The 11051-nt window shown below is 56.2% G+C and carries 10 protein-coding genes; 9 read left to right on the forward strand and 1 reads right to left on the reverse strand.

Features of this window, described 5'->3' with window-relative positions:
- Nucleotides 1-86: 86 nt before the first annotated feature.
- The 6 genes from IBX51_RS09565 (at nt 87) to IBX51_RS09590 (ending at nt 6448) form a co-directional block, all read left to right on the forward strand.
- Nucleotides 87-2972 (forward strand): formate dehydrogenase subunit alpha, encoded by a 2886-nt coding sequence (locus tag IBX51_RS09565; RefSeq protein ID WP_291830966.1) that lies wholly within the window; start codon nt 87-89, stop codon nt 2970-2972.
- Between the two features lie 15 nt (nt 2973-2987).
- A complete protein-coding gene (gene fdh3B, locus IBX51_RS09570) occupies nt 2988-3596 on the forward strand; it encodes a formate dehydrogenase FDH3 subunit beta (protein ID WP_291830968.1) in 609 nt (202 codons plus the stop codon).
- A gap of 85 nt (nt 3597-3681) precedes the next feature.
- Nucleotides 3682-4854: a formate dehydrogenase subunit gamma gene (locus IBX51_RS09575; RefSeq protein ID WP_291830969.1), complete on the forward strand. Its 1173-nt coding sequence runs from the start codon at nt 3682-3684 to the stop codon at nt 4852-4854.
- Nucleotides 4851-4979 (forward strand): hypothetical protein, encoded by a 129-nt coding sequence (locus IBX51_RS09580; protein WP_291830970.1) that lies wholly within the window; start codon nt 4851-4853, stop codon nt 4977-4979. Before IBX51_RS09575 ends, IBX51_RS09580 begins: the two co-directional genes overlap by 4 nt.
- A complete protein-coding gene (locus IBX51_RS09585; RefSeq protein ID WP_291830971.1) occupies nt 4972-5211 on the forward strand; it encodes a sulfurtransferase TusA family protein in 240 nt (79 codons plus the stop codon). The genes IBX51_RS09580 and IBX51_RS09585 overlap by 8 nt, the downstream gene beginning before the upstream one ends.
- A 136-nt stretch (nt 5212-5347) precedes the next feature.
- A complete protein-coding gene (locus tag IBX51_RS09590) occupies nt 5348-6448 on the forward strand; it encodes an NADH:flavin oxidoreductase (protein ID WP_291830972.1) in 1101 nt (366 codons plus the stop codon).
- A gap of 59 nt (nt 6449-6507) precedes the next feature.
- Here the strand turns inward: IBX51_RS09590 and IBX51_RS09595 are convergent, their stop codons facing one another.
- Complete coding sequence (locus IBX51_RS09595; protein ID WP_291830973.1) at nt 6508-7536, reverse strand: AraC family transcriptional regulator; 1029 nt, start codon at nt 7534-7536, stop codon at nt 6508-6510.
- A gap of 179 nt (nt 7537-7715) precedes the next feature.
- Between IBX51_RS09595 and IBX51_RS09600 the strand changes: the two genes are divergently transcribed.
- The 3 genes from IBX51_RS09600 to IBX51_RS09610 all read left to right on the forward strand — a co-directional run bounded on the left by IBX51_RS09600 (nt 7716) and on the right by IBX51_RS09610 (nt 11051).
- Nucleotides 7716-8036 carry a 2Fe-2S iron-sulfur cluster-binding protein gene (locus tag IBX51_RS09600; protein WP_291830975.1) on the forward strand — a complete coding sequence of 107 codons (321 nt, stop codon included), beginning with the start codon at nt 7716-7718 and terminating at the stop codon, nt 8034-8036.
- A 76-nt stretch (nt 8037-8112) separates the two neighbouring features.
- Nucleotides 8113-9522 carry a cytochrome P450 gene (locus IBX51_RS09605; protein ID WP_291830977.1) on the forward strand — a complete coding sequence of 470 codons (1410 nt, stop codon included), beginning with the start codon at nt 8113-8115 and terminating at the stop codon, nt 9520-9522.
- A 218-nt stretch (nt 9523-9740) separates the two neighbouring features.
- A complete protein-coding gene (locus IBX51_RS09610; RefSeq protein ID WP_291830978.1) occupies nt 9741-11051 on the forward strand; it encodes a peptidoglycan DD-metalloendopeptidase family protein in 1311 nt (436 codons plus the stop codon).

An 11051-nucleotide genomic window follows, 5' to 3' on the forward strand; every position in this document is an offset into this window, starting at 1 on the left:
AGTGTGAGGCATTCAAGGTTGCGAGATGCTCTTGGATGACCCCACTTCCAGCAAAACGAGAATAATAAAAGAGAGAGGTATTGGACATGTTAAGAAAGAAAACCAACGGGGTAGCGAAAGGCCCCCGTGCGGGTTCTTTACTTTCATCCCTCGCTGCTAAAACCATGGACCGACGGAGTTTCTTAACCGCCTCCGGTGTCGCCGTGGGTGGTCTGGCAGCTTTATCATTACCATCAACACGGGTACAAGCCTCAACGCCGTCGACTGAGGGCGGGAACATCGTTCTCAAAAAGACCGTATGTACCCACTGCTCGGTAGGCTGCACGGTAGAGGCAGAAGTTCAGAATGGAACCTGGATCGGGCAGGAGCCGGGTTGGGACAGCCCCTTCAACATGGGCGCTCACTGCGCCAAGGGCGCCTCGGTGCGTGAGCATGCTCACGGCGAGCGCCGCCTCAAATCACCCATGAAAATGGTCAATGGCCAGTGGCAGAAAATCCCCTGGGATCAGGCGATCAACGAAATCGGCGACAAAATGTTGCAGATTCGCGACGAGAGCGGTCCCGATTCCGTCTACTGGTTGGGCAGCGCCAAGTTCAACAACGAACAGGCTTACCTCTTCCGCAAGTTTGCTGCCTATTGGGGCACCAACAACGTCGACCACCAGGCCCGCATCTGTCATTCCACCACAGTTGCCGGTGTAGCCAACACCTGGGGCTACGGTGCGATGACCAACTCGTACAACGACATCCACAAGTCCAAGGCCATTTTCATTATCGGGGGCAACCCGGCCGAGGCGCACCCGGTGTCGCTATTGCACGTGCTGAAAGCCAAGGAAGAGAACAACGCGCCGCTGATTGTGTGTGATCCCCGGTTCACCCGCACCGCAGCGCACGCTGACGAGTATGTTCGATTCCGCCCGGGCTCGGACGTCGCGCTGATCTGGGGCATTCTCTGGCACATTTTCGAGAATAAATGGGAAGACAAAGAGTTCATCCGCACCCGCGTTTATGGCATGGAGCAGATTCGCGAAGAGGTTAAACGCTGGAACCCCGAAGAGGTTGAGCGTGTAACCGGCACACCCGGAGCGCAACTCGAGCGGGTTGCCCGCACTCTGGCCAATAACCGCCCGGGCACGTTGATCTGGTGCATGGGTGGAACCCAGCATACCAACGGCAACAACAACACCCGCGCCTACTGCATTCTGCAGCTCGCACTCGGCAACATGGGTGTAGCTGGTGGCGGCACCAACATCTTTCGTGGCCACGACAACGTTCAGGGCGCCACCGATCTTGGCGTGCTCGCCGACACCCTGCCCGGGTATTATGGCTTGGCTGCCGGGTCTTGGGCCCATTGGGCGCGCGTTTGGGAAGAAGATCTTGATTGGCTGAAAGGTCGCTTTGCCACCTGGGACAAAGACGGCAAATCCCGGGCCATGATGAACGAGAAAGGCATCCCTGTGTCGCGCTGGATTGACGGCGTGCTGGAAGCCAAAGAAAACCTCGAGCAACCCGATAACACCCGGGCCATGGTTTTGTGGGGGCACGCACCCAACTCGCAGACCCGTATGCTGGAAATGAAAGAGGCCATGGAAAAACTCGACCTGCTGGTTGTAGTTGACCCCTTCCCGACCGTTTCCGCCGTGCTGCATGACCGCAAAGAAGGCGCTTACCTGCTGCCAGCGACCACCCAGTTCGAGACGACAGGCTCTGTCACCGCCTCGAACCGTTCGCTGCAGTGGCGTGAAAAAGTCGTCGAGCCGCTGTTCGACTCGAAGGTCGACCACGAGATCATGAAGCTGTTTGCAGACAAGTTCGGTTTTACCGATCGTCTGTTCCGCAATATCGCCATTGAAGGCGACGAGCCAGTGATCGAAGACCTCACCCGCGAGTTCAACCGGGGCATGTGGACCATCGGATACACCGGCCAGTCGCCGGAACGCCTGAAGAAACACATGAAATACCAGCACCACTTTGACAGAACCACCCTCCGTGCAGTAGGCGGCCCCTGTGATGGCGACACCTATGGTTTGCCCTGGCCCTGCTGGGGTACGGCAGAGATGAACCATCCGGGAACTCACGTCCTGTATGACATGTCGGTGCCGGTGTCCAAGGGTGGCCTCACCTTCCGGGCCCGCTTCGGCGTTGAGCACAACGGTCAGAACATCCTGGCTGACGGGGTTTACTCCAAAGACTCCGAGATCAAGGACGGCTACCCGGAGTTCACCATGCAAATGCTGATGGACCTGGGCTGGGACGGCGATCTGACCGCAGAGGAACGCGCTGCCATCGAGGCAGTGGGCGGACCCACCGCGAATTGGAAAACCGACCTGTCGGGAGGTATCCAGCGTGTTGCCATCAAGCATGAGTGCGCGCCCTTTGGTAACGCGAAGGCCCGAACCATCGTCTGGAACTTCCCCGACCCGGTGCCGCTGCATCGCGAACCGCTGTACACCAATCGCCGCGATCTGGTCGAAGATTATCCGACCTACGCCGACAAAACCTTCTGGCGAGTGCCAACCTTGTACGAGTCGATCCAGAAGAACGACTTCAGCAAGGACTTCCCCATCATTCTGACCTCCGGTCGACTGGTGGAATACGAGGGTGGCGGTGACGAAACCCGGTCGAACCCCTGGCTGGCCGAGCTTCAGCAGGACATGTTCATAGAGGTGAATCCTCGCGACGCCAACAATATGAACATTCGCGACGGCAGGGATGTCTGGGTCTCTGGCCCGGAAGGCGCGCGCATCAAGGTGAAGGCTATGGTCACCGAGCGGGTTGGCGAGGGCGTTGCCTTCATGCCATTCCACTTTGGCGGGCACCTTGAAGGTAAGGATTTGAGAGACAAATACCCCAAGGGCGCTGATCCTTATGTCCTGGGTGAATCTACCAATACCGTTCAGACATACGGGTACGACTCGGTCACGCAGATGCAAGAGACCAAGTGCACCCTGTGTGCTATCGAACCAGCATAACAAGAGGTGTAGACCATGGCACTTGAAGGACAAGCAAGAGCAAAATTCCTTTGTGACGCCGAGCGCTGCATCGAATGTAATGCTTGCGTAACGGCCTGTAAAAATGAGCATGAGGTCCCCTGGGGCATCAACCGTCGTCGTGTGGTGACCATTGAAGATGGCAAACCGGGCGAACGCTCCATCTCGGTAGCTTGCATGCACTGTTCGGACGCGCCTTGTATGGCCGTTTGCCCGACAGACTGCTTCTACCAGACGGAAGACGGCATCGTGCTGCACTCCAAAGACCTGTGCATCGGTTGTGGGTATTGCTTCTATGCCTGCCCCTTCGGCGCGCCCCAGTTCCCGCAAGCGGGTAACTTCGGCAGCCGGGGCAAGATGGACAAATGCACCTTCTGTGCAGGCGGTCCTGAAGAAGACAACTCAACAGCCGAGTTCAACAAGTACGGGCGGAACCGTATTGCCGAGGGCAAGTTGCCGATCTGTGCGGAAATGTGCTCAACCAAAGCCCTGTTGGCCGGTGATGGCAACCAGGTTTCGGACATCTATCGCCAGCGTGTAGTGAACCGTGGTTTCGGTTCAGGCGCCTGGGGATGGGGCACAGCTTACGAGAAGAAGGGCGCTTAAGCCCACCTGATGATTCCGGGGCCTTTCGGCCCCGGAATCGATTGGGGCAACACATTCTTTTTGTTCATTCCGCTGGAGCGCTCTCATGAACATAAAACTATTGGGTGCCATCGTTATTGCGCTGGCAACCCTGCTTTTCAACCCTGCCTGGGCGAAAGATGCCCCTGCGGTTGATCGAACAGCGACCGGGGGTGCGCAAACCCTGGAAGACATCATGGCTCGTCAGCAGAAACTGAAAGTTGACGATACCTTTCGATCAGGGAATCTGGGCGATCCCGCGAATGCAGCGGCAATCACCGAGCAACTAGGTACACGGGGCGGGGTTTCTGACTCCGATGTCTGGCGTGGCATTCGTTACAACGAAAGCGACATCAAGACTCAGGCCCGAGGACCTGCCGCCGACGTTCTGATCCAGGACGGCGGTATGCGCTGGTATCAGCTACGGAAAGGCCCAATCATTACCTACGGCGGTGGCGCCCTTCTGGGCACCATTCTCCTGCTGGTGGTGTTTTACTTTGTTCGCGGCAAAATCATGATTGATGGCGGCCCGTCCGGCACCAAGATCGAGCGATTCAAAGCCATTGAGCGTTTTGGTCATTGGCTGTTGGCGGGCTCGTTTGTTGCGCTGGGCCTGACTGGGCTCATTACTCTGATGGGGCGCAGTTTCCTGATCCCCGTCATTGGGCCCGATGCGTTTTCCGCCCTCGCGGTTGGCTCAAAGTGGCTTCACAACAACGTAGCATGGGCCTTCATGTTGGGCCTGGTGATGACCTTTTGCATGTGGGTAGCGCATAACATACCCAACAAGCTGGACTGGCAATGGCTCAGGGCCGGCGGCGGTATCTTCACCAAATCTCACCCCTCCTCCAAGAAATTCAACGCCGGCCAGAAAATCATATTCTGGACCGTGATGATCCTGGGTGTGTCCGTGTCACTGTCTGGCCTGTCGCTGTTGTTCCCGTTTGAAATGCCCATGTTTGCCGGCACCTTCGGCGTCGTGAACAGCATTCTGGGAACCGACTTCCCGACCGTGCTAACGCCCCATGAAGAAATGCAATACGCCAACATCTGGCACTCGATTGTCGCGTTCACGATGATGGTGGCCATCATTGCTCACATCTATATCGGCTCGGTTGGTATGGAAGGTGCGTTTGATGCCATGAGCGATGGTGAGGTAGATCTTGAATGGGCTCGCCAGCATCACGATCTGTGGGTGGCCGAGGTTGAGGCGAAACAAGGCAAAGGAGATTCAACATGAAAGTTATGGCAGCCGCATTTGTCGCGGCTCTGATCATTGCCTTTTGTGCTCCGGTGGTGCTGAATCAATTCGGGTGGTCTTCTGCGGAACAAGGCAGCAGCCCCACGAGCGTGCGCCTTGACTGACCAGACAGAGGTACACCAGATCGACGCCGTCGGTTTGGTGTGCCCGCTTCCGGTGTTGCGCTTCAAGAAACGTACCCAGGGTTTACCAAGCGGCACCCAGGTGGAATTCCTGGCCGATGACCCCAGCGGCCGTCACGACCTGCAAATGCTATGCGAACTGACCGGCCACAGCATTGAATGGATTCGCGAGGAGCAGGCTGGGGTAATCCGGTACCGGATCCGTCTGGCCTAGGCGCCGCCTCACCCAAAAGTTGAACTTTCGTTCAAATATACTGATCGGCAAAGTCGATATTCTTCGCTTTCTCCGCGCTACCGCCTCAAGGGATACTGCCCTCCTGTTATTCATGGCAAACACGAGAGCTATCTTTATGAGCGACACAATGCAGTCCGTCAACTTCCGCTCCATTCAGTTTCCGAACCGATTTGCCCTGGCTCCCATGACGCGCACCAGCGCCGAAGCCAATGGCACGCCTAATGTCTTGATGGCTGAACATTACGAGCGCTACGCGCAAGGTGGTTTCGGCCTGATCATTACAGAAGGGACCTACACCGACGATAAAGCCAGCCAGGGTTATGCCAACCAGCCGGGCATCATCAGCGACAACCACATTGAAGGCTGGAAATCCGTTGTTGATCGCGTGCATGCTGCCGGCAGCAAGATCTTTGTCCAGCTTATGCACGCCGGCGCCCAGTTCCAGGCCAATCGCTATACCGACCAACCCCTGGGCGCAAGCGCGATAGCTCCGAAAGGCACCCCCCTGGGCCTGTACGGTGACCAGCAAAAATGGCGGACACCATCCATCATGAATGAGCACGACATCAAGGTAGTCATTGGAGGCTTTGCCCGCTCAGCAGCCAATGCAAAGGCTGCCGGCTTTGATGGCATCGAGATTCATGGCGCCAATGGCTATCTCTTAAACCAGTTTCTGAGTACCCATTTCAACCAACGGGACGACCACTACGGCGGCTCATTAGAGAATCGTGTACGACTAACGGTAGAGGTGGTTCGCGCCGTTCGGAGTGCAGTCGGTGACAACTACCCGGTCGGCATCCGACTTTCCCAGGGCACGGTCACTGACCCCGATTACCAGTTACCCGAGGGCGCCAAAGGCTTCCGTCAGATCGTCGAGGCCCTACGTGATGCCGGCGCTGACTTTGTGCATACCACCGATGGCGACGTGCATCGCCAGAACTTTGTTAGTGGTGATGAGAGTCTGGCGAGCGTAGCCGCCGATGTCGAAGGCATTGATCTGATGGTTAACGGTGGCATCGAAGAAACCAACCATCAGAATATCGCTAGTCAGTTTCCCGGCGCCCTGCTGGCGGTAGGCAAAAAAGCGCTGGCCAACCCTGACTTTGTTCAGCGACTCAAAGATGGCAAGGAAATAGCCGAACTCGATTTCCAAATGCTTCTCCCTAAAGCCACCATCACCAACGAACTGGCCTGGCGACAGCAGCAAGGGGACTGAGTTTGCATTCGGGCCCATTCGAGATGCCGGGTGCCAGCGCTCGTTCCGTCGGCACCCCATCAGGAAAAGTAGTAACGCCGATACTCATCCGGCGTTACCCCAAACCACCGCTTGAACGCCCGCCGGAAATTGGCACTGTCGTGGTAGTTCAATAACTCGGCCATGGCTTCAATAGATATAGAACTATCGCGCAAGTAACCAACCGCCTGTTGCGACAGGATGTCGTCCCTTAGTTGTCTAAAGCTGCTCCCTTCGGCTTTCAGTCGCCTTGCCAGGGTGCGTTTACAGATAAACAACGCGGCGGCGGCCTCCTCTTCACTCAACACCCCGGGTGGGTGCGACAGCATCATTTTCTGGACCTGGTATTTATAGGTCTTTTTGTCTGGATGCAGTTGCGCCAGCATCGCCTCGCACTGCTGCAACGCCATCATGTAGTTCTCATGGTTGGCCGAAGCATTCTGCACCTTGCATACGCCAAGGGGTATTTTCAGCGAGAGCGATGGCGCACCAAATTCAATATGCCCGGGAATGTAGTGGGCGTATCGATCGCTGTATACAGGTTTTGTGTGCAGGAAACTGCAGATCACTTCTGCCACCGGTCGGCCAACAATGAATTCGGCGCAGTCAAAAAAGATAACCGCGAAGCTTTCACTCAACACCCGCATAAGGTCCTCAGGAAGCTCCATCTGAAACTGGCAGGTAAGCTCTAGCCAGTCGCCTCGGGTGATCAGTTCAAGCCCCGCCAGGTTCATGCGAGTTGGCAGGAAGGCCTGAAACGCCCTGATCGCCGTGAGCAAGTCCGGACTGCTGTTGACCAGAAAACCCATGGCGCCATGGGTGGGAGAGGTCAGGCGCTGGCCCAGGCGTAATCCGAAGGTTTCGTCATTCGCGAGGCGTAAACTGTTTTGAAGTATCTGCAGTTGCTGCAACGGGGTCAGCAAGGTGTCTTCCTGCAAGAGCTGATCAACCGACAACTGGGTCATCGTCAGCAAATCCGACACGCCCCGGGCCTGTAAGCCCAGCTCACGGGCAATCAACCGGCTGTAATTGGAGGGGATACACGCCAGGCTCAGGTCAATTTCGCGCATCGTTATTCTTATATAAATGAGTTGGCGTCTGACATCGGGTGGCGCAGAGTTACTTGCGCTTTAATCGAGTGTCTTTAAATGACTCCTTAATGTCAATTAATGACCTGCCGGCTCCTCTCCACGGCACGTAATCTGGCCTCACGACAAACACTTCAAAGATCAGCGAAGGCAAAGCATTTATGGGCAAGATCACTTTTGTTGAACACAGTGGCACCGCACACATCGTTGAGATTGCCGAGGGCCAATCTCTGATGCAAACGGCTATTGATAATGGTGTACCCGGAATAGACGCCGATTGCGGTGGCGCTTGTGCTTGCGGAACCTGCCACGTCATTTTGCATAGCGACTGGGTTCAGGCGGCTGGCAGCATCAACGCCGATGAACAGGGCATGCTCGGGCTCACACCGGAGAAAACCGACGCTTCCCGATTGGCTTGCCAGATCACCGTCTCGGAAGCTCTGGACGGTCTGATTGTGCATTTACCGGAATTCCAAATGTAAGCAGCAGCGTTCTGGTTTGATGGCAGATTTGGTCGAACCCTCAATAACAAAATCATAGTGATCCCATAGGTGTTGCATGAACCCACTGAAACCCTTGCTCGAACCCGTAATCCAACCGGTGCTGAACAAAGCCACAGCAATCATTCCCATCCATTGGCAGATCAAAGGTGCACATGCCTTCCAGCATGCGAAAAACCGCGTTGGCAGAGGTCGGCCAGTGCCGACATTCAAAGAAGTCCCACTGCCGGAGGTATCAACGCTTGCACTCCAGGACATCGACCTCAGCAACCCTTTTCTTTACCGCCAGGGGCTATGGCATTCCTATTTCAAGCGACTGCGGGATGAGTGCCCGGTGCACTACCAGAAACACAGTCCGTTCGGCCCGTTCTGGTCCATCACCCGTTACGAAGACATTCTGTTTGTGGATACCCATCACGACCTGTTCTCCGCCGAGCCCATCATTTCCATCGGGCCGCAGCCCGAAGGCCTGGAGATAGAAACCTTTATTGCCATGGACCCGCCCAAACACGATGTGCAGCGCCAGGCGGTTCAGGGTGTGGTAGCACCCAAAAACCTGGCACAAATGGAAGCACTGATTAGAAGCCGCACAGCGGATGTTCTGGATCAACTACCCATCGACGAACCTTTTGACTGGGTGCAAAAGGTCTCCATCGAACTTACCTCCCGCATGCTGGCCACCTTGTTCGATTTTCCGTTTGATCAGCGCCACAAACTGGCTTATTGGTCGGATGTGGCTGCGGGCGCGCCGGAGTCTACCGGAGGTAACGCCAATACCGACGAGTTCTTCCGCGCCGCCGCGGATATGGCCAAACAAATGTCGTTGCTCTGGCGAGAAAAAGAAGCGCGCAAAGCTGCAGGAGAAGAGCCCGGTTTTGATCTCATCAGCCTGCTGTTAGCCAATGACGATACCCGAGACATGATCAACCGGCCCATGGAGTTTATGGGCAACATGGTGCTGCTGATTATTGGCGGTAACGACACCACCCGTAACTCGATGACCGGTGGCGTATTCGCGCTTAATCAGTTTCCCGATGAATTTACCAAACTCCGAAAGAACCCAGGATTGATCCCCAACATGGTCTCTGAAATCATCCGCTGGCAGACCCCTTTGGCTTACATGCGCCGTGTCGCCAAACAGGATGTCGCCCTGAACGGCCAGACCATCAAAAAGGGTGACAAAGTGGTGATGTGGTATGCCTCGGGCAATCGGGATGAGCGGGCCTTTGAGCAAGACCCGGACCAGTTCATCATTGATCGCAAAAACGTACGAAAACACCTCTCTTTTGGCTTTGGCGTACACCGTTGCATGGGCAACCGGCTGGCAGAAATGCAGCTGCGGATACTGTGGGAAGAAATTCTCAAACGCTTCGACCACATTGAAGTGCTGGACGAGCCCGGGTACGTTCAATCCAATTTTGTCCGTGGCTACAGCACAATGAATGTAAAGCTCTCCGCCAGGCACTGACAAACGAAAGCCTGGCCCGTTCGTTCTGGATGTCACCCCGCCTTGAGGCCGCACTGGCCCTGTCACTGATGCAGGATGCCGCACCTCAGCGCGAGGAATTACCACTGCATTGGCATCACCTGTTAAACTGGAGGGAGGGCACGCCCGTAGCGCGTGCAGCGCGCAATCCGATTTCAGGCTTGTCGACAGGTTTCAGGGCAGGCGGGGTTTATCGAACGATGGCAAAGCAACAAGCATTTACTTCCACTCACAAGGTGCTCCTCGGCATCAGTGTTTTTCTGGTATTGGTCGCCAGTTTCTGGTCCACGCAAAGCTCCTCGGCGAAGATCCCCGCCCTTCCGGTTGACACTCTGGACACGGCACCTCCGGCTGCCAGCACCACAACACTGCCGGACACAGTTGCCGAGTCACGCTCAGACACCCTAACCCAGCGCCATGAGGTCCAGCCAGGCGATACGCTGAGCAGTATTTTCAGCCGTTACGGCGCGCCCGCATCTGATCTGAACAGAATTATGGAAACGGATGTGGAATACCTGGCCCTGGAAACCCTACAGCCAGGCACCCAGCTCCGGCTGACCTTTGATGATCAGGACCGATTCACAGAGCTTGCTCTTGTGCTTGATAGCGCACGCACCGTGTTCTACACCCGAACCGACGATGACCAGTTTGAGTATCGTCGAATGGAAGCAGACACGCATTGGGTGTCTGAGGTGCTCCGGGGCTCCATCGAGGGCAGTTTCTACGTTTCCGCAGTCAAGGCGGGACTGACCGCTCACCAGATTGCCTCGGTCAACCAGTTGCTCGAACACCGCTTGAATTTCAGGCGGGATTTACGTGCCGGCGACCAGTTTGCCGTGATCATAAGCCACGAGATGACCACCCACCAAAGCACCGGCAAAACACGGGTTGAAGCCGTTTCTCTAAAGCGGGGCAACCGCACACACACCGCGTTCCGGTTTGAAGATGGCAACTACTACGACCAACACGGCAAGAGTGTGCTACCGGCGTTTCGCCGCTGGCCGACCCAAACACCCTATCGGGTCAGCTCTCACTTCAACCCCAGGCGAAAACACCCGGTGACCGGGCGTATCTCCCCGCACAACGGCGTTGATCTGGCCACCCCCATAGGAACACCCATTTTCAGCACCGGCGATGGCATTGTGCAGCGCGTGGGCAACCATCCGTTTGCCGGTAAGTATGTGGATATCGACCACGGTAACGCCTATAAAACCCGCTACCTGCATTTGCACAGGATTCTCGTCAAGAGAGGGCAATCCATTCAGCGAGGCGACAGAATTGCGCTGTCTGGCAATACGGGTCGCAGCACTGGCCCGCACCTGCACTTTGAATTGCACGTAAACAGCCGGCCGGTAAACCCGCTGAAGGCCGATATTCCGACCGCGGCGGACATCCCCAGCGAATACGCCAAGGCATTCAAAGAGGACGCGTCCTACAAACTGGCGGTTATGGAGCGGGCGGGCAGCCGGTCGAATCTGATGCTGGCGGGAGCTCGGGTATCGTTTGAGTAA

This window comes from Marinobacter sp. (assembly GCF_014859525.1).
In the GTDB taxonomy this organism is placed as follows: domain Bacteria; phylum Pseudomonadota; class Gammaproteobacteria; order Pseudomonadales; family Oleiphilaceae; genus Marinobacter.

Coding starts and splice junctions, on each gene's coding strand:
- IBX51_RS09565 (WP_291830966.1), top strand. CDS start 87: ATGTTAAGAAAGAAAACCAACGGGGTAGCGAAAGGCCCCCGTGCGGGT.
- fdh3B (WP_291830968.1), top strand. CDS start 2,988: ATGGCACTTGAAGGACAAGCAAGAGCAAAATTCCTTTGTGACGCCGAG.
- IBX51_RS09575 (WP_291830969.1), top strand. CDS start 3,682: ATGAACATAAAACTATTGGGTGCCATCGTTATTGCGCTGGCAACCCTG.
- IBX51_RS09580 (WP_291830970.1), top strand. CDS start 4,851: ATGAAAGTTATGGCAGCCGCATTTGTCGCGGCTCTGATCATTGCCTTT.
- IBX51_RS09590 (WP_291830972.1), top strand. CDS start 5,348: ATGAGCGACACAATGCAGTCCGTCAACTTCCGCTCCATTCAGTTTCCG.
- IBX51_RS09595 (WP_291830973.1), bottom strand. CDS start 7,536: ATGCGCGAAATTGACCTGAGCCTGGCGTGTATCCCCTCCAATTACAGC.
- IBX51_RS09600 (WP_291830975.1), top strand. CDS start 7,716: ATGGGCAAGATCACTTTTGTTGAACACAGTGGCACCGCACACATCGTT.
- IBX51_RS09605 (WP_291830977.1), top strand. CDS start 8,113: ATGAACCCACTGAAACCCTTGCTCGAACCCGTAATCCAACCGGTGCTG.
- IBX51_RS09610 (WP_291830978.1), top strand. CDS start 9,741: ATGGCAAAGCAACAAGCATTTACTTCCACTCACAAGGTGCTCCTCGGC.